We start from the raw sequence: 24,011 nt of genomic DNA, 5'->3' as shown, positions 1-24,011 counted from the left end.
GACAGTGCGGGCGGCGGGGTGGGTACTTCTCACCCCGCCGCTGGGCGGGCGCCCCGGATCATGCGGCCGGCGGCTTGGGGGCGTCGTCGTAGATGCGGGCGGCGATGTCGCCCTCGGGGGTCTGGGACTGGTTGTTGTTGACCGAGTGCTGGACGTTCTGCCAGACGGCCTTGCCGTCGCCCTCGGGCATGACGATCCAGGCGATCGCGTAACCGAGGATGGCGGTGCCGCCGGTGATGATGGTCAGGCCGACGATGCCGAGGCGGACCAGGGTGACGTCGATGTTCAGGTACTCGGCGAAACCGCCGGAGACGCCGGAGAGCATGCGCTGCGAGGTCGAGCGGCGCAGCGACTTGCCGGACAGGTTCGAGAACGGTGCGTTGGAGTTCGTCATGAGTCAACTCTCGCTGGTCGGGGGCCGCCGCCACATCGGGATCGGTACCGAGACACCCCTGATCCGACCCCTACGACTTTGTGTGGAACCCCGGCCGTGGCCCAGCTTGTCTTTACCGTGAGGGACGCCGACAGAGGGGTGCGGAATGAGCGGGGAAGACGACTTCACCGAGTACGTGGCGGCGCGCTGGCCGATCCTGGTGCGCTCCGCGGTACTCCTGGGGTGCTCGCACGCGGAAGCCGAGGATCTGGTGCAGACAGTGCTGGAGCGCTGCCTGCTGAAGTGGAACCGCGTGCGGACGGCGGAGGATCGGGACGCCTACGTGCACCGCATGCTCGTCAACAGCCTCATCACCTCACGCCGTCGCCGCTGGCACGGCGAGAAACCGTCGGAGTTCCTGCCTGAGTACGCCGATGCCGATGAAACGGCCGGAGTCGATGACGCCGACCTGTTGCAGCGCGCACTGGCCCAACTGCCCGTTGAGCAACGAACAGCCGTCGTACTGCGGTACTACGCACACCTCAGCGAGCAGCAGATGGCGTCCGTCCTGGGCGTCGCTGCCGGCACTGTGAAGAGCCGGCTCTCCAGGGCCGTGAAAGCCCTGGCCCTGGACCCGAACCTGGCAGAACAGCGAGAAACCCGATGAACGAGCAAAAGCTGTCCGAGCTCCTTGAACGCGCTGCCGACCGCACTCCGGTCAACCCGCCGCCAGTCGCCGCCATGCGGACCGGCGCCGGCCGCCGACGGCGTCGTCGGGCCGCTCTGTGGTCCGTAGGTGGCACAGCGGTCGCGGTACTCGCCGTGATCGGCGGATCGACTCTGCTGGGCCCGAGTGCCAAGCCCGTGGACCAGCCGCCAGTCGCTGGACCGCCTCCGGCTGCTGCGCCCGTGCCGGCCGGTATGCGGCTGGTCGGCGTTGGAAACGCCGCAGTGGCGGTGCCCAAGACCTGGGGGACCAACAAACTGCGCTGTGGGACGCCGGACGCCGACACCGTCGTGGTCGACCCCGGAGCGCAACCCATGTGCGCGATCCCCCGCCGGCCCGGAGTAGAGAGCGTGGAAATCGCACCGACCCCGCGGCTCGACTTCAAGGCCACCGAGTCGTTCGAGATCGACGGCGTCGCGGCGCAGCGGGAGAAGACGACCTGCGTGGCCACCAATCCCGGGACGGTCTGCTCCGGCTCGGTTCTGATCCCGTCACTGAAGGCGTGGTTCCGGGCGGAGTCCTCCACGAATGCGGCAGAGGTCGACCGCATCCTGGCGCAGATCCGCGTCGTGCCGGATCAGGTCGGCGTACCGGGCTTCCAGACGCTCGACATGGACAAGAAGCCCGCGGAGGTCTACCAGAACGAGCTCCGGCAGCTCGGGCTGCAGCCGGAGGTTCGGACGGCCAAGAAGGAGGGCTACCCGATCGGTGCGGTGCTCGCGGTGTCTCCGGCAGCAGGAACGGTTGTCGCGCCCGGGACGCCGGTGACGGTGACAGTCGTCGGCTGAGAAGTGTCGGTGGGCGCCGCTAGCGTCGGGGGTATGGACGCGCAGGTGGTGCACAAGCTGGTGCGGGGGCTGCCCGGAGCCGAGGAGCACGAGGGCTGGGCCGGGCAGCCCGCGTTCAAGGTGCGTAAGAAGGGCTTCGCGTACCTGTCGGGGGACGAGACGCGGCTGATCGTCAAAGCCTTCCGCGAGGAGCAGGAGGCGCTCATCGCGGAGAGCCCGGAGGTCTACGCGCCGTCCTGGGAGAGCGGCCGGTTCGCCTGGGTGGATGTGACGCTGGCGCTGGCTGACGAGCGCGAGGTGGCCGAGCTGCTGACCGAGGCCTGGCGACTGACCGCGCCGAAGTACCTGATCGCCCAGCTGGCCGACTGACTCGGCGTCAGCTCGGAGCGCCGACCGTCTTGCGGTAGGTGCTGGGGGAGGTGCCCAGCTCGCGCCGGAACGCTTCCCGGAAGGTGGTGGCGCTGCCGAAGCCAGTGGCGGCCGCGATGCGGTCAACAGTCCAGTCGGAGGTTTCCAGCAGGCTGCGCGCCTTCCGGATGCGCTGTGCGACCACCCAGCGCATCGGTGGCAGTCCGGTCTCGTGTTCGAAGTGCCGGATGAACGTACGCCGGGACAGCGCGGCCTGGGTGGCCAGCAGCTCGATGGTGATCGGTTCGGCCAGATGGTCGAGGACCCAGGCCCGAGTCGCGGCCAGGTCCGCTCTGGACGGCGTCCGCGCGTCGGCGTACTGGGGGTGTTCGGCGCCGCGCTCAGGGGCGGCGACGACCCACTTGCCGACCTCGTCGGCCGCAGCGGCGCCGAAGTCGGTGCGGATGACGTGCAGACCGGCGTCGATCCCCGCACCACCGCCGCTGGAGGTGAGGACCTTGCCGTCCTCGACGAACAGCCTGTTGTCCAGCACGGTCACCTGCGGGAACTGGCGGCGCAGCTCGTCGACGTAGTGCCAGTGCGTGGTCGCCTCCCGTCCGTCCAGGACGCCGGCCGCGGCCAGGGCGAAGGTGCCGGTACAGATGCCGACCAGCCGCGCCTCGGTGTCGCGGAGCAGCTCCAGGTACGGCGCGGGCAGCGGCAGCTCGGGGTCGTCGTACCCCGGCACGACGATCAGATCCGCGGCGGCCGCCGCTGCGGGGTCGGTGTGCTCGGCCACGCGGTAGCCGGGGTGCTTGCCGAACACATGCTCCGCCAGCGCCAGATCCAGCGTGATGGCTCGCGGCACCTTCAGCAGCGCCACCTCCAGCTCCGGCACGGCAGCTCCTCCGCAGGCACGAATCCGGCGGTTCCTGGCACTGCGACCGGTGGCCGCGACCTGTCCGCCCTCCCTAGGTTAGTTGAAAATCGTTCTTTCCAAAGGAGTGCACGTGATCGAGAACTTCGGGCTGCCGTGGGAGCGCGACTACGGCTACGTCCAGGCGATCAGGTCGGGCGACACCATCTATCTGTCCGGCCAGGTCGGGAACCGGGGGACCGAGATCCTCGAGGGGGTCGAGGCGCAGATGCGGCAGGCGTACGCCAACGCCGAGGAGCTGCTGCAGCGGTACGGCGCCTCGCTGGCGAACGTGGTCGAGGAGACGCTCTACGTCCGCGACATGGACGAGGCGTTCCCGTACGCCGGGCCGGTGCGGAAGGCGGCGTACGGGCGGGAGGACCCGCAGGTGGCGAGCACGATCGTCGGAACCACCCGGCTGGCCTTTCCGGAGCTGCTGATCGAGATCGCGTTCACGGCCCGCGTCTGAGCGCTGGACGGCGGTGGTCGGCTTGCACTCGGTTGGGGCGAGTGCTAATACTTGGTTAGCACTCCTAGGGCGAGAGTGACAAGACTCGCGCCTGCGGGGTGTGTACGAAGACGGCCCGATGAGGTGCCGGGAGCGGGGCGGGACATGAGCGCCACGACTCCGGCGCCGTCCGTCGCGGGCATCCGGCCGGCTGAACCACCAAAGACTCGACGCGGGAGGACTCGCGGAGAATGCCCAAGCTGATTTCTTTCAATGAAGAGGCGCGCCGTGGCCTCGAGCGGGGAATGAACACCCTCGCCGACGCCGTGAAGGTGACGCTCGGCCCGAAGGGCCGCAACGTCGTCCTGGAGAAGAAGTGGGGCGCCCCCACGATCACCAACGACGGTGTCTCCATCGCCAAGGAGATCGAGCTCGAGGACCCGTACGAGAAGATCGGGGCCGAGCTCGTCAAGGAAGTTGCGAAGAAGACCGACGACGTCGCGGGTGACGGCACCACCACCGCGACCGTGCTGGCCCAGGCGCTCGTGCGCGAGGGTCTGCGCAACGTCGCGGCCGGCGCCAACCCGATGGGCCTGAAGAAGGGCATCGAGAAGGCGACCGAGGCCATCAGCGAGCAGCTGCTCGCGCTGGCCAAGCCGGTCGAGACCCGTGAGCAGATCGCGGCGACGGCGTCCATCTCGGCCGCCGACACCCAGGTCGGCTCGATCATCGCCGAGGCGATGGACAAGGTCGGCAAGGAAGGCGTCATCACCGTCGAGGAGAGCAACACCTTCGGCCTCGAGCTCGAGCTCACCGAGGGTATGCGCTTCGACAAGGGCTACATCTCGCCCTACTTCGTGACCGACACCGAGCGGATGGAAGCGGTCCTCGACGACCCGTACATCCTGATCGTGAACAGCAAGATCTCGAGCATCAAGGACCTGGTCCCGGTGCTGGAGAAGGTCATGCAGACCGGTAAGCCGCTGGCCATCATCGCCGAGGACATCGAGGGCGAGGCGCTGGCGACCCTGGTCGTCAACAAGATCAAGGGCACCTTCAAGGCCGTCGCCGTCAAGGCGCCGGGCTTCGGTGACCGCCGCAAGGCCATGCTGGTCGACATCGCGGTGCTGACGGGCGGTGAGGTCATCTCCGAGGAGGTCGGTCTCAAGCTCGACACCGTCGACCTGGAGCTGCTCGGCCAGGCCCGCAAGATCGTCGTCACCAAGGACGAGACGACCATCGTCGAGGGCGAGGGCGACGCGGACCAGATCGCCGGCCGGGTCAACCAGATCCGCGCCGAGATCGAGAAGTCGGACTCCGACTACGACCGCGAGAAGCTGCAGGAGCGCCTGGCCAAGCTGGCCGGCGGTGTTGCGGTGATCAAGGTCGGCGCGGCCACCGAGGTCGAGCTGAAGGAGCGCAAGCACCGCATCGAGGACGCCGTTCGCAACGCGAAGGCGGCCGTCGAGGAGGGCATCGTCGCCGGCGGCGGCGTCGCGCTGCTGCAGGCGTCGGTCAAGGCCTTCGAGAAGCTGGAGCTCGAGGGTGACGAGGCCACCGGCGCGGCGATCGTTCGGCAGGCCGTCGAGGCCCCGCTGAAGCAGATCTCCGTGAACGCCGGCCTCGAGGGCGGCGTCGTGGTCGAGAAGGTTCGCAACCTCGAGCCGGGTCACGGCCTGAACGCCGCGACCGGCGAGTACGTCGACCTGATCGCCACCGGCATCATCGACCCGGCCAAGGTGACCCGCTCGGCGCTGCAGAACGCAGCCTCGATCGCGGCCCTGTTCCTCACCACCGAGGCCGTCATCGCCGACAAGCCGGAGAAGGCCGCGGCCGCTCCGGGCGGCGCGCCCGACATGGGCGGCATGGACTTCTGATCCAGTAGTCCGACAGCACGAACGAACGGCCCCGGGGTTCGCCCCGGGGCCGTTTGCTGTCAGCGGCTCTCGTCGACCTCGCAGAATGACGCGTAGTGGTCGGCGGTGTAGTAGACGTGCGCGGGCGTGGTCTTGGCGCCGCCGCCGACCAGCCGGCGCGCGCCTCGGTCGGGTGAGCCCGGCGTCTTGACGGTGTACTCGTGGTAGTAGCCGGCGGACTGCTGGGGGAGGAGCGCCTCGCGGTTCTGGAGGACGGTGCCGTCCTGGCGGTAGGGGAACGGCCCGCCGGAGTGGATCAGCCGGAGAGTGTCGGAGGCTTGGGACGGCAGTGAGCTGAGCGCGCAGGTGGGGAGTGCGGCGTACGCGGGGGCGGTGAGGGTCGTGGTGGCGGCCAGGGCCAGGGCGGCGACGAGGGTTCTCATGGCCGGGAGGTTGCCCAGTGCAAACGACCGCGGTACATCCCAGGTGTGAATAACAGTTGGACTATGACCTCCTCGGGTCCTAGAGTCTGGCCCGGCGAGAAGATGCCCCCAGCGGAAGGAGCGACCGATGAGCGACCTGTCAGGTATTCCGGCGCGACCTGCCCGCGACCACAGCTCGCACTGAGCGGAGCGGCGCGCCTCCTGTTGGAGGAACTGTGAACATCCGCAACACCGCCGAGTCCGATCTCGGCATCATTCGCGCGCTGATCAAGCAGCAGCAGTCGATCAACACCGTCACGCCTGAGCGCTACGACGAGTACATCGTGTCCGGCTACTACCGGCACGAGTGGTCCTGGGTCGTCGAGGAGAACGGCGTCATCCAGGCCCTGGCCATCTGGTGGGGCGGCCGCGAGGACGACCAGCCGTTCAGCGTCGACGGCCTGTACTTCGCCGGCGACGGCGACCCGGTCCCAGCGTGGAGCGCCTTGATGCAGCACGTCCTCGCGAACCGGCCGGCCGACGCCGAGCAGCCGGAGTTCCACATCTTCCTGGACGCCGACTGGCAGTCCGATCCGGCGATCGCGGGCGCGGTCAAGGCGCGGATGCTGGCCGCCGGTGCAGCCGGTCTGATCGAGGTCACCGACCGGCTGCGGTACGAGTGGCTGGCGGAGTACGGCCTGCCGTCGCGGTCGACCCGGCTCCGGTTCGAGCCGGCCGACAACGAGGCCTTCGTGAAGATGTTCATGCGGATCAGCGAAGGCAGCCTGGACGCCGCGACCGCGCGCGACATCGCCCGCCTCGGCGTCGAGGGAGCCGCCCGTGAGGAGGTCGAGCTCTACGAGACCCACCTCGAGGGTGACCGCGACTGGTGGCGGTTCGCGTACGACGCCGCGGGGCAGGAGATCGGCTTCGCGATCCCGTCGGCGAACAACGGCGGTCCGGTCGTCGGGTACCTCGGCGTCCTGCCCGAGCATCGCGGCAACGGGTACATCGACGACATCCTGGCCGAGATCACCCACCTGCTGGCCGGGACCGGCGCGGTCAAGGTCCGGGCCGACACCGACTTCGGCAACGTGCCGATGGCGAAGGCGTTCGAGCGCGGCGGCTACCGAAACTTCGCCGTTCGCCGCGTTCTGTCCTTCCCGCAGGCGTAGCCGGGTCCTATAGTCCCCTGACATGTCAGGGAGTTTCCGGTGCGAGATATCGCACTGATCGTGCACGTCGTGGCGGGGGCCCTGGCAGTACTGCTGGGGCTCCCGGCCATCACGGCGACACTACGGCGGCGGCGTCTGAACTGGGTAGGCGAGACCTACCACTGGGTCCTCGCGCTGACCTGTCTGAGCGCTCTGGTGATGGTCCCGTACGACTGGCGGCGCCTGTGGTTCTTCTGGCCGATAGCGCTGGCGGCGTACCTCTTCGTGTACTTCGGGCAGCGTGCGGCCGAGGCGCCCGGTGGCCTCTGGTACCGCGGCGTACTGCGCGGGTACGGCGGCAGCTGGATCGCACTGTGGACCGGCATCCTGATCACCACGCTCCCGGACCAGCCATGGAGCTGGGCGGTCCCGGTGGTGCTCGGGACCGCCCTGGTCGAGTGGTACTGCTTCAGGCCGTCAGCGCAGTGGCTGGAAGAACGCGCGTAGGTCGGCGGTCAGCAGGTCCGGGACCTCCATTGCGGCGAAGTGGCCGCCCTGCTCGTACTCGACCCAGTGCGACATCGCACCGGCCGGGTCGACCAGGCTCTTGATCGCAGTCTCGGCGCCGAAGACGGCCACGCCGGTCGGCGGCGGAGTGAACTGCCCCCAAGCCGCACCGCCGTCGCCACTGTCACCACTGCTGTCGTCGCCACCCCACTCACTGCTCTCGGCGCCGTCGTCCGAGCCCCAGTCGCCTCCACCGCTCTGCTGGGCCAGCATGGCCTTCCAGGCCTGCATGCCCTCGTAGAGCGCGTGCGCGGACGAGGCGCCGGACTCGGTGAACCAGTAGAGGCTCACGTTGGTCAGCAGCTGGTCGCGGTCCACAGCCTCTTCCGGCAGCTTCTTGTCCGGGTCGGTCCACTCGGCGAACTTCTCCACGATCCAGGCCAGCTGTGCGATCGGCGAGTCGTTCAGCCCGTAGGCCACAGTCTGCGGCCGGGTCGACTGCGACACCAGGTAGCCGAGCCCGTCCTCCAGGTACTGGTTGAAGGTCTCAGCCCGCTTGGTGTCGGACTCCGACAGGCCATCGGTCGACACCGGCCCAGCGAACGGCGCGGACGCCGTGACGCCGGCCAGGTGCGCGCCGACCACATGTGCCGCGTCGATCATCGTCAGCATGCCGGTCACGCCGGACCCGGCGTCCGTGCCGTGCGCCGCGTACCGCTCGTAGCCGAGCCGGCTCATCAGCTCGGCCCACATCTGCGCGACTCCGAACAGGTTGAAGCCGGCCGGGCCGAGCGGCGTCGAGAAGCCGTACCCGGGCAGTGACGGGACGACGACGTGGAACGCGTCGGCCGCGTCGCCGCCGTGCGCGACTGGGTCGGTCAGCCGCCCGATCAGCGCCTGGAACTCGACCGGCGAGCCCGGCCAGCCGTGCGTCAGGATCAGCGGCAGGGCGTTCGGCTCGGCCGACTGCTGGTGGAAGAAGTGGATCCGCTGTCCGTTGATCTCGGTGGTGAACTGCGGGATCGCGTTCAGCTCGGCCTCGGCCGCGCGCCAGTCGTACCCGTCGGCCCAGTACGCCGCCAGCTCCTTCAGGTAGCCGACCGGGACGCCGCGGCTCCAGTCGTCGACCGCGGGCGTGGCGGGCCAGCGGGCCGACCGCAGCCGCAGGTTCAGGTCGTCGACCTCGTGCTGCGGGATCTCGATGGTGAAGGGCCGGATGTCCGTGTTCGTCGTCATGTCCCTGACTGTAGAAGTGATTGCGGAAGACTTTCTTCCGCAATCAACAACGACTTCAGGCTTGGCCGGCTTTTTCTTCCGGGGTGGCCCGGCGCAGGACGAGCCGGGTCCACGCGCCGACGTAGACGCGGTCGTCGGCGTCCAGCTCCTGGCGCTGACCGGGTGGGATCGGGATCTCGGGCAGCGGACCGGCCGCGGGCGCGACGTACGTGCCGTTGGAGGACTGCAGGTCCTCGACCCACCAGCGCTGGCCGTCGGTGGTGAGCTGGGCCTGGCGGCGGCTGACGCCGGTGTCGTCGCCGCAGTCGATCTCGGGTGTGATTCCGCGGGCGCGGGACGGCCGTCCGACCAGGACGCTCTTCTCGCTGATCGGAATGACCACCGGCAGACCTGGCGACGGGCACGGGTCGTCACTCTGCTGTACGGCGTACCAGTCGGGGTCGACCCAGCGTTCGACGACCCACTCGGCCACTACGGCGGACGGCGCGTGCGGAACCGGCGGGGGCGCGGCCAGGTCGAGCGACGACGCCGCACGAGGCATGGTGCCGGTGGTGAAGTCGTAGCCGCAGTTCTCACAGAAGAGTGCGTCCAGCGCCGCGTTGTCCGAGCAGTTCGGACAGGTCTGCCCGGCCGGCGCCGGTGCGGGGGCTGGAGCCTCTGCAGCGGACGGCGTGGCTGCAGCGCCGATCGGCAGCCCACAGACATCGCAGTAGTCGGTCGAGGCGGACGGGTGTCCGCTCGGACAGTTGACTGTGCTCATTTCTTGATCCGGGTGGTCTTGGTGGAGGCCGTGTCGAGGGCCATCTCGTCCGCCTTCTCCACGGTCCGTTTCAGTCGGACCGTACCGGTGTCCTGGTCGTCGATGTCGACGACCTTGCGGAGCCGGCTGGTGGCCTCCTCGTTACCGGTCTGCGCGGCCAGCTGGACCGCACGGCCGAGCTTGGTGGTCGCAGTGGCGGTGTCGCCGGCAGCCTTGGCCGCCAGGCCCTCCTGGATCGCCTCGGCCAGCTCGGTCTGACCGGTGTAGTGCGCGACCTCAGGGCTGATGCGCGTGGTCAGCGCCTCGTCGTTCGACCAGAGCGCCTTCACCAACTCGCTGGCGACCACCTGGTCGCCGAGCGCGAGCTGGACGCGTGCCGCGAGCTGCTCCTGCCCGATGCCCTTCGCAGCCAGCCGGATCGCCACGTGGTAGTCGCGGGACTCGTCGCCCCAGGAGCCGGTCGGGTAGGAGCCGGTCAGTGCGTTCACCGCAGTACGACGGGAGGTGAGGTCCTCGACGGTCGGTGCGACCTGGCGGACGAACAGAACCTCGGCGCCCTGCGGCGCCCAGACCCGGAGGTCGGCTTGGGCGACGCCGCGGCCCATCGCGTTCTGGATCAGCTTGGCGAACTCGTCGGCGAGCTGGTGCGGCGCGGGGATGATGTCGACCGTACCGAGCAGAGCCTGCGCGATTCGGCGTACCTCGTCGACCTGCCAGGCCACGCCGACGCCGCGGGTGTCGCACTGGAACTGGCCGGTGACCGCCTGGATGGCCTGGGTCAGCGCCTCCGGCGTCTCGTGCTGGTTCTCGCCGTCGGTCAGCAGGATGGCGTGCTTCTGCGACAGCGTGGGGACGGTGGCGAAGACGCGGCCCGCCAGCCGCAGCCAGGTGCCCATGGCCGTCCCGCCGTCGGCGTAGAACCGGGCGACGGCGTCCTTGGCGGCCTGCCGGGTGTAGGGGTCCATCTTCACCATCACCGGCTCGGCGGACGGCGGGAACGCCAGCTGGGCGCGGTCGTTCCCGGAGATCACCGCGAACCAGACCCCGTCGAGGATCTGGTCGAGCGCCGTCTGGGCGGCGTACGCCGCGGCCTGGACGCCGTCCTTGCCCATCGAGCCGGAGGTGTCGACGATGATGATCTCGCCCGCGTCGCCGCTACCGCTCTGTCCGGCCGCGCCGGCGCCCGTGCAGTTCACCGTGACGATCGCGTGTACGTCGGTCCCGCCGTCCGGCAGGAACTCGTTCTGGTACACGGCGGCGGTGAAGTTTGCCATTCTGAATCCTCCCCTAGATCCGCGCGAGCGCGACGGTGATGTTGTCCTGGCCGCCCTGGGCGTTGGCCCAGTCGACCAGAGCGGCGGCAGTGGCGAGTGGCTCGCCGCCCGCGGCCGCAGCGGTCTGACGGACGAGGTCGGCCAGCGGTGCCGCCTCGGAGCAGTAATTCCAGAGGCCGTCCGAGCAGACGAGCAGCCAGCCCGGCTCGGCCACCTTGACCGTCGTCGTCCGCGGGGTGTGGTCCGGTGCGTCCTTGCCGAGCCAGCGGGTGATCGCATGTGCGTGCGGGCCGGACTCCGCCTGCTCCCGCGGGATGCCGGTCGCGATCAGCTCAGCGGCCCACGAGTCGTCCACGGTCAGCGCGACCGGTGTGGAGTTGTCCGGGAACCAGTACGCACGGCTGTCGCCGACGTTGCCCGCAACGAGCAGGCCGTTCTCCAGGACGGCGGCGACGAACGTACAAGACGCCGGGTTCGGGCTGTCCGGGCTGGTGTTCTCCAGCACCGCATCACTCGCAGCATCAGCAGCCGCCTTCAGCCGGGCCACGATCGCGCTGGCCCGCGAGGACTCGGTGCCGATGCCCTGCGCGTGCCCTGCGGTCAGTACGTCGCGTGCGGCGCGCGCTGCGGCCAGCGAAGCGACGTCCGAGTCCAGAGACGAGCTGACGCCGTCGCAGACGACCAGAAGCGCCCGACTGCCCGGCTCGGCGTCCGCAGCGATCGCCAGCGCATCCTCGTTCCGGGCGTGGCGGATGCCGCGGTCACAGACGCCGGCCACCCACGGCGACGGCTGCTCACTGAAGTGGTCGCGAACCTTGGCTGCCTTCGCACCGCAGGTCTCGCAGTACCCGTCGGCGCCGATGGCGCCGCCGCAGGACACACACGGACCGACCGGAGGGGCGGTGTTGATCTCGATGGTCGGCTCGGTGTCGGTGTCCAGCGCCGGAGAGTTCGGCGAGGCGGCACTGGCCGCCGCCGGGTTGAGCTCCGTGCCGCACGCCTCGCAGTAGCGGTCGGCGTCAGCCACCGCGCCGCCACAGTTGGGGCAGACCGTAGGGGTCGTACTCGTCATCGAATCGTCCATCCTCGAACATCGTTTGCCAGATCGACCAGGGCGATACGCTCCGGCCGGCTCTGGGCAGCAGCTGCCAGTTGCCGGTAGGTGGCCTCGAGCCCGTCCCGCAGAGCGGGCTCGGTGGCCTCCCGGCCGTCGATCCGCAACCCCGCCTGCGGCCCGGACTGCAGGACCTGGTCCAGCGCGTTCCGGAACACATCCGCGGTCAGGGTGGCCCGGTCGACCGGGTCGATGGTCAGCGAGTCGATGCTGGCCATCGCCTGGGCGAGTGCGTCCAGGCCACGCCCCGATCCTGCCAGCAGACCGGCCCGCTGGCGACGAGCCCGGACGTACGCGCCGCTCGTCGGCGGCACCAGATCGAGCGCTGCGAGCGCGCCGTCCAGGTTGTCGCGCTTGGTCCGGATCGCTGCCAGCCCGAAGGCCGACGGCGCGATGTAGTTGGCATCTGTGCGTGCACAGGTCTGATAGAGGCCCTCGGCAACGTCGAACTCGCCGCTGAGCTCACAGGCGATCGCCAGCGCCAGCTTCGGCGCCAGCTCACCTGGGACCTGCCCGTAAACCGCATTGAAAGCGGACTGCGCCCCGGGCGCGTCGCCACGGGCCAGAGCGACCAGACCGGCCATCCAGACCGCTCGCCACTCCCACGGGTCCGCAGCGAGCAGATCGGACACCGCGGTGTCGACCATGCCGTAGCGGTCCGGCCCGGCCTCCAGCGCGGCGCCGGCGATCTCCAGCAGGATCTGCGCCGACGACTCGGGTGCATCGACCAGTAGCTCGAGCCGCTTCGCCGGGTCCGGCACGCTGACCGTCTTCAGCCAGCCGGCCATCTTGTCGCTGTCATCCGCGATCAGCGACGGCAGCCGCTGCCACGGCGCCGCCTCGTCGCCCAGACCACCGGACCGGTCGCCCGGCGTACCGAACAGCAGCGACGACGCCGAGTGCTGCGCGGCCTGCACGCCCTGCCTGTCGGCGACGACCTCCCGCAGGACGCCGAGCAGCTGCACACGGAACTCGTCAGCGGTCTGGAACCGGTCAGCCGGGTCCTTGGCGCAGGCCTTGGCCAGCAGCCGGTAGACCGAGTCGTACTTCTGGAACAGCGGTACTTCGCCGACCGGAGGCAGCGAGGTGACGTAGCGGGACTGGTAGCCGCGGAACTCCATCGCCAGCACGCACAGCGTCCGGCCGAGCGTGTAGATGTCGGAGGCGATCGACGGACCGACCTCAGCCACCTCTGGCGCCTGGAAACCGACCGTTCCGTAGATGGCCGAATCCAGGTCGTCGATCCGCCGGACGCCGCCGAGGTCGATCAGTTTGACCGCGTCGCCGACCTGGATGATGTTGTCCGGCTTGAAGTCGCAGTAGACCAGGCCGAGGTCGTGCAAGTACGAGAACGCCGGCAGGATCTCCAGCAGGTACGCGATTGCCTGGTCGATCGGCAGCGCGTCGTACTGGCCGTTGTTGGCGGCCATGCGCTGTTTGAGCAGCGTCTTCAGCGACGTGCCGCCGACGTACTCCATCACGATGTAACCGGCGCCGTCGTGGGTGACGAAGTTGTAGATCTCGACGATCAGCGGGTGCTCGACCCGGGCCAGGAACTGCTGCTCGGCGATCGCGGCCGCGACGGCGTCCGGGTCCTCGGAGTTCAGCAGGCCCTTCAGGACGACCCAGCGGTCGGAGACGTTCTGGTCCTGGGCCATGTAGATCCAGCCGAAGCCGCCGTGCGCCAGACAGCCCTTGACCAGGTACTGCCCGCCGACCAGGTCGCCGTCCTTCAGCTTCGGCGAGAAGGAGAAGGGGTTGCGGCACTTCGGGCAGAAGCCCTCACTGCGGCCCTGCTGGTCGCCACGCGAGCGCCCGACCGGGTTGCCGCAGCTGGGGCAGTTCCGGCGGTCCTCCGGGACCATCGGGTTGGTCAGGATCGCTTTGCTGGCGTCAATCGCCGGAATCGTCGGCACGTGCGTCAGCCCGGCGCCGAGGCGCGCTCCGCGCAGCCGGGTGGACGACGTCCCCAGACGGCGGGTCAGCTTGGAGCCTGCCTGCGCAGCGCGCGCGGAACCGAGAGGTGTGGACGCCAGGCGGTTCGACGCCCGAGAGACGGTGGACGGCGAGCTGATCGGATCCGGCTCGTCGGCAGCGGCGGCTGCGCCGGCGGGGGAGCCGCAGACGTCGCAGTACCCGTCGACGTAGCTACCGGTGCAGCCTGGTTGCGTGCAGCCTCCGGAAACAGGTGCGGACGCCGCTGCGGCCGCGGGCGATCCGCAGACGTTGCAGTAGCCGTCCTCGATGCTGCCGGTGCAGCCGGGCTGCGTGCAGGCGATGGTGGTCATCTGGTCCCTCCTGTGCTCTCCAGATAGGCCTGGTACGCCGCGACGAGCGCCGCGAGCCGGATGGTGTCCACCGGCTCCGACTCGATCACCGCACGGCCACGCCGGTACACCTCGGCAAGGTCTTCGTTGTTCGGCGCCACTTTGGCCGCCTTCACCTGATACGCGTCCAGCAGCGCGCTGAGCTCGTCCCGCCGCTGCAGGGCTGCGCCGTACGCCGCCTGCGCCTGACCGAGCGCCCGTCGTACGGCGTCCAGTCGGGTCAGGTACTTCTCCAGCTCGGCTGGGGTGTTCGGCACCGGCCCGAGCGCTGTCACATCCGGTACGGCGAGGCGCGGGGCCGGTGCGACCGCAGCGACCGCCTTGCTCGCCAAGGCCCGCACTGCGGTGCCCTGCGCCTCCAGATCACCACGCAGCGAGCGCGCACGGGCCACATCGGCCGCACGCTCCTGTCGAGTGGCCGCACCGACGATCAGATCGCGCTCCGAGCGCGCTGCGTCGATCTCGAACGGGCCGATCAGACCACCGACGTCCGCACCGCGCTTGTTGCGGTCGACCAGGTCGGTCAGCCGCCGGTCCAGATCGTGGTGCTGCGCGAGAGCTGCGTTCCGGACGGCGGCAGGCTCCTGCTTGGCCAGATCACCGATCCGCTCGACCTGCGCGCGCAACTGCCGCAGCCGCGCCGCGAGATCGGCGTCCCCCGGCTCCAACGCCAGCTTGGCCCGCAGACTCGCCGCCAGCGCATCCGACAACTTGCATGCCTCAGGCAACGAAACGGCGAGCGAGCCGCCCGCGCCGCCGGTGTCCAGCCCACCCCAGATCAGCGTCGAGATCCGCTCGGTCTCCTTGACCCCGACCCGCCCCGAGTCCCACGTCACGAGAATCAGCTCGTACCGATCCGACACGGCCTTCCACACCGCCATGCTGAGCACCACATCCGCACTCAACGCATCGGCGTCGTCCGCATGCAGCGCAGCCTGGTCCAGCTCGTCCAACTCGGCCTTCCGCCGATCCCGCCACCGCCCAAGCGCATCCAGAAACGGCAACAACTCCGCCGCCGGGACGCTACTACCCATCCGCCCCGGCGGCGCAGGCGCCGCCACGGTCGCAGTCGTCATCGGCTGAACGGCCGTCCGTAGAGCGGCGCCGGCGGGCTGCTCAGCGGACCGAGGTCCGGAGCGAGCCACTTGTTGTACGACGCCATCCACTCGCCGTTCGCCTTCATGTCCTCCAGGACCTGGTTGACGAACTGGACGAACTTCGGGTTCGCCCGGGAGATGCCCAGCCCGTACGGCTCATTGCTGATCCGCTCGTCGAGCACCTTGGCGTACGGGTCCTGTGCGGCGTCACCCGCGAGCACAGTGTCGTCGCCACTGATGCCGTAGGCCTTGCCGGACTGGAACAACACCAGACAGCCGGTGTCGGTGTCCGCGGTGACCGGGACGATCTTCGGGTTCTCCTTCTTCAGGTTGTCCAGGCTCGTCGACCCTGCCGGCGCACAGATCGTTCTGCCACTCAGATCAGCCAGTGACTTCGCTGTGGAGTCCAGAGGTACCAGCGTCTTCTGGCCGGACCGGTAGTACTCGGCGGAGAACGCGATCTGCTTCCACCGTGTGCAGTTGATCGTCATGTTGCGCGACACGATGTCGACAGAGTTGTCGATCAGCGATGGGATCCGCTGCGGGCTGGAGATCACCCGCAACTCCAGGTGCCCTTCCCACTTACCGAAAATGGCCTTTGCGACCGCCTTGACCATGTCGATGTCGAAACCCTCGATCTGGCCGGTGATCGGGTTCCGCGCGCCCAGGTGCAGGCTGTCGGCGGACACGCCCGCAACCAGACGCTTGTTCCTCCTGATGGCAGCCAGTTTGCCGTCCTCGGGGATGTTCGCGGCATCCGGCGCGTAGGACGCCAGCTCACCCTGCTCGTCGCACGGGACGGGTGCGACCGGCGCGGCCGGCTGTTCCGCTTTCGGCTTGGCCGGGAGCTCGGTGGCGGTGTAGGAGCCGGAGCTGCAGGCGGTGAGTGTGAGCAGGGCCGTGACGGAGACGGCGATCAGCTTCTTCATCGGTATTCCCCCAGACGCTGCGAGATTCCCCAGGCGACCAGCAGCGCGACCACGATGCCGATCGGCAGCCCGAGCAGACCGATCGGCGGCAGCCCGTCGCGCGCACTGCGCAGGTTGGCGGTGACGGACTCGCTGCTGAGCTTCAGTTGCTCGGCCGAGGCCTTGTCGAAGGCGCTGAACGTCGAGACCGAGTTGGGCTCCTTGGCCGCGCCGACGGCGCTGGCGACCGCGCTGTCCCACTGTCCATCCTTGTCCTGGTCGCGGATCGACTTGTGGACCTGCTGGTACGCCGCCCAGTCCGCCTGTAGCGTCCCGGCGCTGTTGGCCTTGCGGAGCTGGTCGTCGACGACCAGCGCAGAAGCGTTGTAGGCCTTGTCGAACGCGTCGCCTGAGCCGCGGGCGATGAGCGTGAGGCTTTCGTTGGAGCGGGCGTCGTAGGCCGCGATGCGGGCGCGGGAGACGGCGAGGGTGGTGTCGTAGTCGCCGGTGCGGGTGTCTTCGGCTTGGGTCGAGGCGGACAGCAGGGCGAAGCCGCCGATGAGGGTGGTGAGGGTTATGACGATGGCGCCGACCAGGATCGGCAGGTTGAGGTAGCGGTGGGTGCGGCCGGCCAGCCAGCGGAGGGTGGTGAGGAGGACCGTGGCGGCGAGGAGGCCGGCGATGAAGACCCAGAAGACGCCGTTGTCGGCGCCTTTGAACTCGGTGTCGACGCGCTTCTCGTTGGCGGTGACGAGAGCCTTCACCAGCGGCAGAGAGTCGTTCTGGAGGACGGCGTTCGCGTCGCGGAGGTACTGCGAGCCGATCGGGAGGCCCTGGCGGTTGTTGGCGCGGGCCTGCTCGATCAACCCCTGGTAGGTGACCAGAGTGGTGTTGAGCTGGCCCAGGACCTCGCGGTCGGCCGGCTGGGCGGAGGCGGCGTCCGCGACGAGGCGGGCGGCAGATGCCATCGAGTCGACGAAGTGCTGGCGCTGCGCCGGCGGTTCCAGGCCGCCGACGAGGAAGGCGTTGGTGGCGTCGGCGTTCGCGCTGACCAGGTTGGTGTGGATGGCCTGGATCCGCACCAGCTGAGCTGCGTTCGCATCGGCGCGCTGCAGGGCCCCCTCGGACTGCTGGAACCCCTGCGCGGCCGCGAGGCCGAACAGCACGCTGATGGCCGCTGCTGCGATCAGGAACGCCCGCATCCGGCCCGGCGTACCGTCGAACCAGGTGCCGGTGATGCCGCGCTGCTTCGGTGCCTGTTGCGGCGCCTGCTGAGGCGGTGGTGGCGACCAGCTGACGGTCGGCGGCGCACTCTGAGTCTGGGTCACGACTCTTCTCCTTCAGGCTCAGTTGGTTCGTCGCTCAGGTCGGACGCGAGGATCTGACGCAGCTCGTCCGTGGTGGGTGCCGTCACGTCGCGAAGCCGCCAGGCGTGCCGGCCGATCGCGGCCTCCAGCACGTTGCGGGCGAACCGGCCGTTGCCGAACGAGCGGCCTCGCGGGGTCGCGGCGAGGATCTCCTGGAACCGCTCCAGCGCGTCGGGCACCAGCTCGTAGTCCGCGCCGTCGGCCAGGCCGGTGAGGATGGCGGTGAGCTCGTCGTCGGTGTAGTCGTCGAACCCGATCGTGGTCCGGAACCGGCTGGCCAGCCCAGGGTTTGCCGCGATGAACGTCTCCATCGGCTCGGGGTAGCCGGCGACGATGACGACCAGGTCGTCCCGTCGGTCCTCCATCTCCTTGACCAGCGTGTCCACGGCCTCACGCCCGTACTGGTCGGCGCCGAGGTCACCTGCGGTCAGGCTGTACGCCTCGTCGATGAACAGCACGCCTCCGGCCGCCGACGCGACCACCTCGGCGGTCTTCGTCGCGGTCTGCCCGAGGTACCCGGCCACCAGCTCCGACCGGTCCACCTCGACCAGCTGCCCCTTCGACAGCAGCCCGAGCGCCTTGTAGATCCCACTGACCAGCCGCGCCACCGTGGTCTTGCCGGTCCCCGGGTTCCCCACGAACACCAGATGCCGCGTAATGGTTGGACTCTTCAGCCCAGCCTCGGTCCGCAGCTTCTCCACCCGCAGCACCGCAACCTGCCGATGCACCTCGCGCTTGACCGTCCCCAACCCGGTCAGCGCATCCAGCTCAGCCAGTAGCTCTTCAACAGTCTTGGCCGACTCTTCTACTGCCGCCGGTTCTGGTTCGGTCTCAACCGCCGGTGCGGTCGCAACCGGTGCCGGCCCGCCGACCTGCACCGGACGTGCGCCCGCCGCCTGCAGCTGTGCAGCTGCCGCGACCGACGCGTTGCCTACTACTCGCATGGTCGGCTCGCCGAGCATGCATGCGGCAGAGGCGACCTCCGCGAGCGCTTCGGCGTACGCAACCTTCTCTGGTGAGCCAGCCGTGACCAGCTCGGTCAGTACGGCGGTTGGCGCACCCCGCCAGCGGCGTCCGCGGACGGCGGCGTCGAAGAAGTCCTGTGTGGTCGCACCGGGGCTCACCTTGGCCCAATCGGCCGGTGCGCCCGGTGCGGACTCCGCCAGCGCGGCAGCCAGCGACAACGCCTCCGCTCGCGCACGGTCGGCCGCGACACCGGCGCGGGTGGCTACGGCCACCAGCGCGCTCAGCGTCTCGTCGAGTCCCCCCTTGGCGCTCATGACGCTCCTCGTCCTGGTGGTGGTTGGAGTGGTCCGGTGTCCGGTGGTGGTGTCGACGGCGTCGGACCGAGGGCCAAGGATCCGCCAGTGGACGGCGTACCGAACTTCTCTTGCAGGAACCGGCCATGCGCGATCAGCGCCGCGGCGTCCGCCCGGTTGACCGCGTCGAACACCTTGTCCATCGTCGAGCCCAGCAGGTCCAGCTGGTCGATCAGGATCATCAGTGAGGTCTTGCCGCGGTCCACCGGCCGGGTGTCGGCCCACTGGCGCGGCAGCCGCAGGTACCCGCCGATGGCCTCCGGCAGGTAGTCGGTGGCCGTCGCCATCACGGAGTACGCCTGTGCGCTGCCGGCCAGGTTCCCCAGCCGGGGGATGGTCTCCCGGACCGTCCGGACGACGCGTCCCACCCGCGACGCCACCACAGCCGGTACGGCTCCCTCCGCGACCAGCTGCTCGACCCGGACCAGCGCCTCCAGGAGGTCATCCGTCGTCGGCGGCCGCGGCCCCGGGGCAGGCGGGGGCTCCTCCTTGCGACCAGTCAGCCGCGCGAAGAAGTCCCCCAGTGCCATACGTGATTCCCCCGCTACAGGTGTGTGTTCAGCGACCCAGGTTCAGGTCGAGGCTGCCGTGGACGACCTGCTGGTTCTGCTGGGCCACCCGGTCCAGGTAGCTGCGCGACTTGGTCACCTCGTTCTCGAGGGTGCCGATGGTGGCGGCCATGTTGTCCAGCGCCTCGGACTTGAACGTGTCGATCGCGTCCATGGTCGCGTAGATGTTCGCGAACGCCGCCTGCAGCTGCGGCAGCCCGATCGTGGCCGAGGCGGCCTGCTGCTGGATCGCCACCGAGTTGTCGCGAAGCATCTGCGACGTCCGCTCGATCATGCCGCTGGTGGTGGTGTTCAGCGCGGTGATCTGGTCCAGCACGAGCTTCTGGTTGCCCAGCGCCTGCGCGACGATGACAGCGGTCCGCAGCGCCGAGACAGTGGTCGTCGACGCGCGGTCAACGCCCTTGATCAGCTCGATGTTGTTCTTGATCACGATGTCGATGGCCAGGTAGTTCTGGATCGACACCGCCAGCTGGGTGAGCAGGTCCTGGTGCTTCTGCCGGACGTAGAACAGCACGTCCTCGCGGAACGCCTTGGCCTTGTCCGGGTTCGTCGCCTCCAGCTCGGCGATCGCGGCGGACAGCCGCGCGTCGAGCCGCTCGGCGACGTACACGTACTGGTTCAGCCGGGTCATCGCGTCCCAGAGGTTCTGCTTCTCCAGGTTCAGTGCGGCGTTGTCCTTGCCCAGCTCGTCCTGGCCGTTGCGCAGCGAGTGCAGAATGCCTTCGAGGTGCGTCTGCGCGCTCTGGTACTTGCGGAAGTAGTCCTCGATCTTGTCGCCGAACGGGATCATCCCGAGCAGCTTCTTCGGCCCGGTGGCGCCCTTCGGGTCCAGATCCTCGACCGTACGCCGCAGGTCGAGCAGCGTCTTACCGACGGTCGACCCCTCCGACAGCCCGCCGCTCTGCAGCGCCTTGACCGGCTGCTGCAGCAACCGGTTCGAGCTCTCGGCAGCCGACCGGATGTCCTGGTCGCCCATGCTGCGGACGTCACTGGCCTTGGCAGCGAACTCCGGCGACCGCGGCTCCGCAGTCATCAAAGCGGTCAGAAAGGTGTCGACCTTCGCGTCCAGACCCGGCAGCGCGGCCGCATCGACCGCGGGAGCCAGACTGGGCGCCGCAGTGGCCGCTACTGGCTGTGACGCGGGCGGAGCGGTCAGTATCAGTCCCGGAGCGGTCGCCGTGGGTGGCTGCAGCGGCGACATGGCCTGCTGCGCGCTCGCTGGCGCCGCAGCCTGCGCAGCTCCGGTTTCCGCTGCACCTGCGGTGTTGTCGGCTTCGGTCATCGTCGTTCCCCTCCGGTGGCCTTCGCGAGACGTCCCCCCGCCTCGCGCGCTGTCACCTCCGTGACGCGCACACAATCTACGCGGTTCCCGGCCCAGTGTGTGGTGTCGTTGCGTAGTCGTTGCCGGGTCAGCGACGCGTGTAGCTGACGAAGGTGAAGCCGGGGTGGGGGGTGCGGGCGGTTTCGGTCCAGTCCGCGGGGTCGAGGGGCGGGAAGGTGACGTCGCCGGCGGGGGACTGGTCGACCTCGGTCAGTTCGAGGCGGTCGGCGTACGGGAGGGCCTGGCGGTAGATGTCGCCGCCGCCGGCGACGTACAGGTCGCCGTCGTACTGGAGGGCCGCTTCGAGCGAGTGGACGACGTCGACGCCGTCCGCGGACCAGTCTGGTTGCCGCGTGACGACGACAGTCCGGCGTCCGGGCAGCGGGCGGCCGATCGAGTCGTAGGTCTTGCGGCCCATCACCAGCGTGTGGCCGAGCGTCAGCTGCTTGAAGTGCTGCAGGTCCTCGCGGATCCGCCAGGGCAGGTCGTTGTCGCGGCCGATGACGCCGTTGGCGCCGACTGCGGCGATCAGAATGATGCTCATACCGCGATGGGCGCCTTGATGGTCGGGTGCGGGTCGTAGCCGACCAGCTCGATGTCGGCGAGCTCGTAGGAGTCGATCGAGTCCGCCTGCGTGAGCTGGAGCGTCGGCAGCGGGCGGGGCTCCCGGGTGAGCTGGAGCTTCGCCTGGTCGAGGTGGTTCAGGTACAGGTGCGCATCCCCGAGGGTGTGCACGAAGTCGCCCACCTCGAGGCCGGTCTGCTGGGCGACCATGTGGGTCAGCAGCGCGTAGGAGGCGATGTTGAACGGGACGCCGAGGAAGATGTCGGCCGACCGCTGGTACAGCTGGCAGGAGAGTCGGCCGTCCGCGACGTAGAACTGGAACATCGTGTGACACGGCGGCAGCGCCATGTCGTCGACGTCCGCGACGTTCCACGCGTTCACGATGTGCCGGCGCGAGTTCGGGTTGTTCTTGATGGACTCCACGACCGCACTGATCTGGTCGACGTGCCGACCGTCCGGAGTGGGCCAGGAACGCCACTGGTAGCCGTAGACCGGGCCCAGCTCGCCGTCGGCGTCCGCCCACTCGTCCCAGATCTTGATGTTGTTCTCGTGCAGCCACTTGATGTTGGTCGAGCCGCTGAGGAACCAGATCAGCTCACCGAACACGGACCGTAGATGCAGCTTCTTCGTGGTGACCGCCGGGAAACCCGCGCGCAGGTCGTACCGCGACTGGTAGCCGAACACGCTCAGCGTGCCCGTCCCCGTCCGGTCCCCCTTCTCCGTCCCGTGGTCCAGCACATGCCTGAGGAGATCGAGGTACTGCTGCATGCGGCCAACCTACTCCCTGACAGACTCGGTCCCGTGGAGCACGTCCTTACTCTGGTCATTCGCGTCGAGAAGAGCGCCCGCCCCGAGCAGACCGATGCTCTGGAGGCCGCAGCGGCCGCGGTGCTGGCGATCTTGGCGGACGAGCGTTCCAGCGGCGAGGGGGAGTGGGCCGAGGCCATGGTCGCCTGGCAGGACCACCGCATCCGCAAAGTGGTCCGCCGGGCTCGCGGCGCCGAGTGGGGTCGCGCCGAGGCGCTGCCCGGTCTCTCGGTCACGCGTGGCACGGCTGAGGTCAGAGTCTTCCCGCCGGTCCCGCTGGACGCCGTCCCCAAGGACCTCGCCAAGCTGCAGGTCACCGGTACCGACTTCGACCAGCCGACGCCACCTGCCGTCCCGCACCCCGGCGTCCCCGTCCTCTGGATCAACCCAGCCCTGACCATGTCCAGCGGCAAAACCATGGCCCAAGTCGGTCACGGCGCGCACCTCGCCTGGCTGGCGCTCTCACCCCTGGACCGCAAGGAGTGGGCCGCCGCCGGCTTCCCCGTAGCCGTCCGCCGAGCCAGCCGAGCCCACTGGACCCAGCTGCGCCAGACCGTCCTCCCCGTAGTCCAGGACGCCGGCTTCACCGAAATCGACCCCGGCTCCCGCACCGTAATCGCAGACCACCCTCAGCTGAGGCGGTAGTGCAGGTGGGTGACGCGGTCGCCTTGGATTACGCGGGGGTTGTCGAGGAGGCGGCGGGGGCCGGTGTGGTCGCCGAAGAAGTTGCGGCCGGTGCCTAGGAGGACCGGGGCGAGGTTGTAGGCGATTTCGTCGACCAGGCCGGCGGCGAGGGCTTGGCCGGTGAGGTTGCCGCCGGTGATGGAGACGTCGCCGTCGCCGGCGCGGTGGCGGGCTTGGGTGATGGCCTCGTCGATGCTGGTGGCGAAGGTGAAGGGGGCATCGGGGAAAGGCCAGTCCGTGGGTGGCTGGTGGGTGACGACGATGACGTGGTCGCCGACGGCGGGGACGCCGTGCCAGCCGTTGGTCAGGTCGAAGAGGCGGCGGCCGATGATGCAGACGCGGACGTTCGGCCAGGTGTCGTTGAGGTAGTCGGCGCTGGCTTGGCTGACGTGGAACGGGCGGCTCTGGTCGGTGCCGTAGACCTCCACCGGTCCGTTGTTGTACCAGTCGAACAGCGGGCCGACCCCGTCGTCCATGTCAGCGATGAAGCCGTCGAGCGACACCACCGCTGACGCGATCACGCTACCCACGACGCACCACGGCGTACGTGAGGTGCTGGGCGCTGGGCGTCGACACTGCGTCTGTCAGCTCGAGGTCGAAGGCCGGTGCGTCCCCGGCTGGGAACAGCCGCGTCCCGGAGCCGAGTACGACGGGCGCGACGTGTAGCCGCAGCACATCGGCCAGCCCGGCAGCGAGCACCTCGTGGCAGATCTGACCGCCTCCCATCACGACTACGTCCTTCTCGCCGGCCGCAGCGCGGGCCTGCTGGACCGCCTCTTCCGGACTGGCGACAAAGCGGAACCGATCGCCCAGTCTGGTCTTTTCGGGTGCGCTGTGGGTGACGACGAAGATCGGCGGGTTCACCTCACCTGTCGGCTTGGCGCCGTAGCCCATCTCGTCGCTCCAGCCTTGGGGGCCGTCGATGATGTCGAAGAGGTTCCGGCCTTGGATGACCGCGCCGGTCTCGGCGAAGGAGGCATCCAGGACGGCGCGGTCGGCGTCGGTGCCGTGGAACACCCAGTCGTGCAGTGCGAGTCCACCGTCACCTAGGCCGTTGTCGAGACCGGGGTTCGGTCCGGTGACGTAGCCGTCGAGGGACACCGAGATTTCCACCACGGTGGACAT

26 protein-coding genes are annotated in these 24,011 nt (G+C 69.2%); 8 read left to right on the top strand and 18 right to left on the bottom strand.

Annotation, left to right across the window (positions count from 1 at the left end; translation table 11 throughout):
* Positions 1-58 precede the first annotated feature (58 nt).
* The gene (locus tag ACZ6ZD_RS03405) at positions 59-394 is read right to left on the bottom strand and encodes a PspC domain-containing protein (protein WP_465667915.1); all 336 of its coding nucleotides are present in this window, start codon (positions 392-394) and stop codon (positions 59-61) included.
* A 145-nt stretch (positions 395-539) separates the two neighbouring features.
* Between ACZ6ZD_RS03405 and ACZ6ZD_RS03400 the strand changes: the two genes are divergently transcribed.
* Genes ACZ6ZD_RS03400 through ACZ6ZD_RS03390 form a run of 3 tightly spaced genes read left to right on the top strand, consistent with a single transcriptional unit; the run spans position 540 to position 2,257 of the window.
* Positions 540-1,040, top strand: coding sequence for a SigE family RNA polymerase sigma factor (locus tag ACZ6ZD_RS03400; protein WP_465667913.1), 501 nt, complete (start codon positions 540-542; stop codon positions 1,038-1,040).
* Entirely contained in the window at positions 1,037-1,888 is an 852-nt protein-coding gene (locus tag ACZ6ZD_RS03395; protein ID WP_465667911.1) for a PASTA domain-containing protein, read from the top strand. The genes ACZ6ZD_RS03400 and ACZ6ZD_RS03395 overlap by 4 nt, the downstream gene beginning before the upstream one ends.
* Before the next feature lie 33 nt (positions 1,889-1,921).
* Positions 1,922-2,257 (top strand): MmcQ/YjbR family DNA-binding protein, encoded by a 336-nt coding sequence (locus tag ACZ6ZD_RS03390; RefSeq protein WP_465667909.1) that lies wholly within the window; start codon positions 1,922-1,924, stop codon positions 2,255-2,257.
* Between the two features lie 7 nt (positions 2,258-2,264).
* On the opposite strand, the gene ACZ6ZD_RS03385 is transcribed toward ACZ6ZD_RS03390, so the two are convergent.
* Positions 2,265-3,134, bottom strand: a complete 870-nt coding sequence (locus ACZ6ZD_RS03385; protein ID WP_465667907.1) for a GlxA family transcriptional regulator — start codon at positions 3,132-3,134, stop codon at positions 2,265-2,267.
* A gap of 112 nt (positions 3,135-3,246) precedes the next feature.
* Between ACZ6ZD_RS03385 and ACZ6ZD_RS03380 the strand changes: the two genes are divergently transcribed.
* On the top strand, positions 3,247-3,621 hold the full coding sequence (locus ACZ6ZD_RS03380; protein ID WP_465667905.1) for a Rid family hydrolase: 375 nt from the start codon (positions 3,247-3,249) through the stop codon (positions 3,619-3,621).
* Between the two features lie 230 nt (positions 3,622-3,851).
* A complete protein-coding gene (gene groL / locus ACZ6ZD_RS03375) occupies positions 3,852-5,477 on the top strand; it encodes a chaperonin GroEL (RefSeq protein WP_171674726.1) in 1,626 nt (541 codons plus the stop codon).
* 59 nt (positions 5,478-5,536) lie between these two features.
* Here groL and ACZ6ZD_RS03370 read toward each other — a convergent pair whose 3' ends face one another.
* Positions 5,537-5,899, bottom strand: a complete 363-nt coding sequence (locus ACZ6ZD_RS03370) for a guanyl-specific ribonuclease (RefSeq protein WP_465667903.1) — start codon at positions 5,897-5,899, stop codon at positions 5,537-5,539.
* 215 nt (positions 5,900-6,114) lie between these two features.
* On the opposite strand from ACZ6ZD_RS03370, the gene ACZ6ZD_RS03365 reads away from it, so the two are divergent.
* Together ACZ6ZD_RS03365 and ACZ6ZD_RS03360 are read left to right on the top strand one after the other, a co-directional pair.
* Positions 6,115-7,053, top strand: a complete 939-nt coding sequence (locus ACZ6ZD_RS03365; RefSeq protein ID WP_465667901.1) for a GNAT family N-acetyltransferase — start codon at positions 6,115-6,117, stop codon at positions 7,051-7,053.
* Positions 7,054-7,092: 39 nt separating this feature from the next.
* On the top strand, positions 7,093-7,539 hold the full coding sequence (locus tag ACZ6ZD_RS03360) for a hypothetical protein (protein ID WP_465667899.1): 447 nt from the start codon (positions 7,093-7,095) through the stop codon (positions 7,537-7,539).
* Here the strand turns inward: ACZ6ZD_RS03360 and ACZ6ZD_RS03355 are convergent.
* The 13 genes from ACZ6ZD_RS03355 to ACZ6ZD_RS03295 form a co-directional block, all read right to left on the bottom strand.
* Entirely contained in the window at positions 7,510-8,775 is a 1,266-nt protein-coding gene (locus ACZ6ZD_RS03355) for an epoxide hydrolase family protein (protein ID WP_465667897.1), read from the bottom strand. The genes ACZ6ZD_RS03360 and ACZ6ZD_RS03355 overlap by 30 nt on opposite strands.
* Positions 8,776-8,830: 55 nt before the next feature.
* Positions 8,831-9,535, bottom strand: a complete 705-nt coding sequence (locus tag ACZ6ZD_RS03350) for an FHA domain-containing protein (protein WP_465667895.1) — start codon at positions 9,533-9,535, stop codon at positions 8,831-8,833.
* Positions 9,532-10,809 carry a vWA domain-containing protein gene (locus tag ACZ6ZD_RS03345; RefSeq protein ID WP_465667893.1) on the bottom strand — a complete coding sequence of 426 codons (1,278 nt, stop codon included), beginning with the start codon at positions 10,807-10,809 and terminating at the stop codon, positions 9,532-9,534. The genes ACZ6ZD_RS03350 and ACZ6ZD_RS03345 overlap by 4 nt, the downstream gene beginning before the upstream one ends.
* Before the next feature lie 13 nt (positions 10,810-10,822).
* A complete protein-coding gene (locus tag ACZ6ZD_RS03340) occupies positions 10,823-11,881 on the bottom strand; it encodes a protein phosphatase 2C domain-containing protein (RefSeq protein ID WP_465667891.1) in 1,059 nt (352 codons plus the stop codon).
* A complete protein-coding gene (locus tag ACZ6ZD_RS03335; protein ID WP_465667889.1) occupies positions 11,878-14,211 on the bottom strand; it encodes a serine/threonine-protein kinase in 2,334 nt (777 codons plus the stop codon). Before ACZ6ZD_RS03335 ends, ACZ6ZD_RS03340 begins: the two co-directional genes overlap by 4 nt.
* Positions 14,208-15,326 carry a hypothetical protein gene (locus tag ACZ6ZD_RS03330; protein WP_465667887.1) on the bottom strand — a complete coding sequence of 373 codons (1,119 nt, stop codon included), beginning with the start codon at positions 15,324-15,326 and terminating at the stop codon, positions 14,208-14,210. Before ACZ6ZD_RS03330 ends, ACZ6ZD_RS03335 begins: the two co-directional genes overlap by 4 nt.
* Entirely contained in the window at positions 15,323-16,276 is a 954-nt protein-coding gene (locus ACZ6ZD_RS03325) for a glutamate ABC transporter substrate-binding protein (RefSeq protein ID WP_465667885.1), read from the bottom strand. The genes ACZ6ZD_RS03330 and ACZ6ZD_RS03325 overlap by 4 nt, the downstream gene beginning before the upstream one ends.
* Positions 16,273-17,583: a hypothetical protein gene (locus ACZ6ZD_RS03320; RefSeq protein ID WP_465667883.1), complete on the bottom strand. Its 1,311-nt coding sequence runs from the start codon at positions 17,581-17,583 to the stop codon at positions 16,273-16,275. Before ACZ6ZD_RS03320 ends, ACZ6ZD_RS03325 begins: the two co-directional genes overlap by 4 nt.
* Positions 17,580-18,902 (bottom strand): AAA family ATPase, encoded by a 1,323-nt coding sequence (locus ACZ6ZD_RS03315; protein WP_465667881.1) that lies wholly within the window; start codon positions 18,900-18,902, stop codon positions 17,580-17,582. Before ACZ6ZD_RS03315 ends, ACZ6ZD_RS03320 begins: the two co-directional genes overlap by 4 nt.
* Positions 18,899-19,471, bottom strand: a complete 573-nt coding sequence (locus tag ACZ6ZD_RS03310) for a hypothetical protein (RefSeq protein WP_465667879.1) — start codon at positions 19,469-19,471, stop codon at positions 18,899-18,901. Before ACZ6ZD_RS03310 ends, ACZ6ZD_RS03315 begins: the two co-directional genes overlap by 4 nt.
* 28 nt (positions 19,472-19,499) lie before the next feature.
* Positions 19,500-20,792, bottom strand: a complete 1,293-nt coding sequence (locus ACZ6ZD_RS03305) for a toxic anion resistance protein (protein ID WP_465667877.1) — start codon at positions 20,790-20,792, stop codon at positions 19,500-19,502.
* Positions 20,793-20,919: 127 nt separating this feature from the next.
* On the bottom strand, positions 20,920-21,375 hold the full coding sequence (locus ACZ6ZD_RS03300; protein WP_465667875.1) for a dihydrofolate reductase: 456 nt from the start codon (positions 21,373-21,375) through the stop codon (positions 20,920-20,922).
* Positions 21,372-22,163 carry a thymidylate synthase gene (locus ACZ6ZD_RS03295; RefSeq protein WP_465667873.1) on the bottom strand — a complete coding sequence of 264 codons (792 nt, stop codon included), beginning with the start codon at positions 22,161-22,163 and terminating at the stop codon, positions 21,372-21,374. The genes ACZ6ZD_RS03300 and ACZ6ZD_RS03295 overlap by 4 nt, the downstream gene beginning before the upstream one ends.
* A 33-nt stretch (positions 22,164-22,196) precedes the next feature.
* On the opposite strand from ACZ6ZD_RS03295, the gene ACZ6ZD_RS03290 reads away from it, so the two are divergent.
* Entirely contained in the window at positions 22,197-22,847 is a 651-nt protein-coding gene (locus ACZ6ZD_RS03290) for a peptidyl-tRNA hydrolase (protein WP_465667871.1), read from the top strand.
* Here the strand turns inward: ACZ6ZD_RS03290 and ACZ6ZD_RS03285 are convergent.
* Together ACZ6ZD_RS03285 and ACZ6ZD_RS03280 are read right to left on the bottom strand one after the other, a co-directional pair.
* Entirely contained in the window at positions 22,832-23,416 is a 585-nt protein-coding gene (locus tag ACZ6ZD_RS03285; RefSeq protein WP_465667869.1) for a dihydrofolate reductase family protein, read from the bottom strand. The two genes, ACZ6ZD_RS03290 and ACZ6ZD_RS03285, sit on opposite strands and share 16 nt — an antisense overlap.
* Positions 23,409-24,011 carry a dihydrofolate reductase family protein gene (locus tag ACZ6ZD_RS03280; RefSeq protein ID WP_465667867.1) on the bottom strand — a complete coding sequence of 201 codons (603 nt, stop codon included), beginning with the start codon at positions 24,009-24,011 and terminating at the stop codon, positions 23,409-23,411. The genes ACZ6ZD_RS03285 and ACZ6ZD_RS03280 overlap by 8 nt, the downstream gene beginning before the upstream one ends.

This window comes from Kribbella sp. NPDC104218, from assembly GCF_055584105.1.
This window is presented reverse-complemented; position numbering and strand designations above follow the sequence as displayed.

What these genes read in the sequence shown, in the direction of transcription:
- ACZ6ZD_RS03395 (WP_465667911.1), top strand. Translation starts at nt 1,037, where the DNA reads ATGAACGAGCAAAAGCTGTCCGAGCTCCTTGAACGCGCTGCCGACCGC.
- ACZ6ZD_RS03370 (WP_465667903.1), bottom strand. Translation starts at nt 5,899, where the DNA reads ATGAGAACCCTCGTCGCCGCCCTGGCCCTGGCCGCCACCACGACCCTC.
- ACZ6ZD_RS03355 (WP_465667897.1), bottom strand. Translation starts at nt 8,775, where the DNA reads ATGACGACGAACACGGACATCCGGCCCTTCACCATCGAGATCCCGCAG.
- ACZ6ZD_RS03340 (WP_465667891.1), bottom strand. Translation starts at nt 11,881, where the DNA reads ATGACGAGTACGACCCCTACGGTCTGCCCCAACTGTGGCGGCGCGGTG.
- ACZ6ZD_RS03330 (WP_465667887.1), bottom strand. Translation starts at nt 15,326, where the DNA reads ATGACGACTGCGACCGTGGCGGCGCCTGCGCCGCCGGGGCGGATGGGT.
- ACZ6ZD_RS03280 (WP_465667867.1), bottom strand. Translation starts at nt 24,011, where the DNA reads ATGTCCACCGTGGTGGAAATCTCGGTGTCCCTCGACGGCTACGTCACC.
- ACZ6ZD_RS03305 (WP_465667877.1), bottom strand. Translation starts at nt 20,792, where the DNA reads ATGACCGAAGCCGACAACACCGCAGGTGCAGCGGAAACCGGAGCTGCG.
- groL (WP_171674726.1), top strand. Translation starts at nt 3,852, where the DNA reads ATGCCCAAGCTGATTTCTTTCAATGAAGAGGCGCGCCGTGGCCTCGAG.
- ACZ6ZD_RS03390 (WP_465667909.1), top strand. Translation starts at nt 1,922, where the DNA reads ATGGACGCGCAGGTGGTGCACAAGCTGGTGCGGGGGCTGCCCGGAGCC.
- ACZ6ZD_RS03310 (WP_465667879.1), bottom strand. Translation starts at nt 19,471, where the DNA reads ATGGCACTGGGGGACTTCTTCGCGCGGCTGACTGGTCGCAAGGAGGAG.
- ACZ6ZD_RS03325 (WP_465667885.1), bottom strand. Translation starts at nt 16,276, where the DNA reads ATGAAGAAGCTGATCGCCGTCTCCGTCACGGCCCTGCTCACACTCACC.
- ACZ6ZD_RS03400 (WP_465667913.1), top strand. Translation starts at nt 540, where the DNA reads ATGAGCGGGGAAGACGACTTCACCGAGTACGTGGCGGCGCGCTGGCCG.
- ACZ6ZD_RS03335 (WP_465667889.1), bottom strand. Translation starts at nt 14,211, where the DNA reads ATGACCACCATCGCCTGCACGCAGCCCGGCTGCACCGGCAGCATCGAG.
- ACZ6ZD_RS03300 (WP_465667875.1), bottom strand. Translation starts at nt 21,375, where the DNA reads ATGAGCATCATTCTGATCGCCGCAGTCGGCGCCAACGGCGTCATCGGC.
- ACZ6ZD_RS03295 (WP_465667873.1), bottom strand. Translation starts at nt 22,163, where the DNA reads ATGCAGCAGTACCTCGATCTCCTCAGGCATGTGCTGGACCACGGGACG.
- ACZ6ZD_RS03405 (WP_465667915.1), bottom strand. Translation starts at nt 394, where the DNA reads ATGACGAACTCCAACGCACCGTTCTCGAACCTGTCCGGCAAGTCGCTG.
- ACZ6ZD_RS03315 (WP_465667881.1), bottom strand. Translation starts at nt 18,902, where the DNA reads ATGAGCGCCAAGGGGGGACTCGACGAGACGCTGAGCGCGCTGGTGGCC.
- ACZ6ZD_RS03345 (WP_465667893.1), bottom strand. Translation starts at nt 10,809, where the DNA reads ATGGCAAACTTCACCGCCGCCGTGTACCAGAACGAGTTCCTGCCGGAC.
- ACZ6ZD_RS03350 (WP_465667895.1), bottom strand. Translation starts at nt 9,535, where the DNA reads ATGAGCACAGTCAACTGTCCGAGCGGACACCCGTCCGCCTCGACCGAC.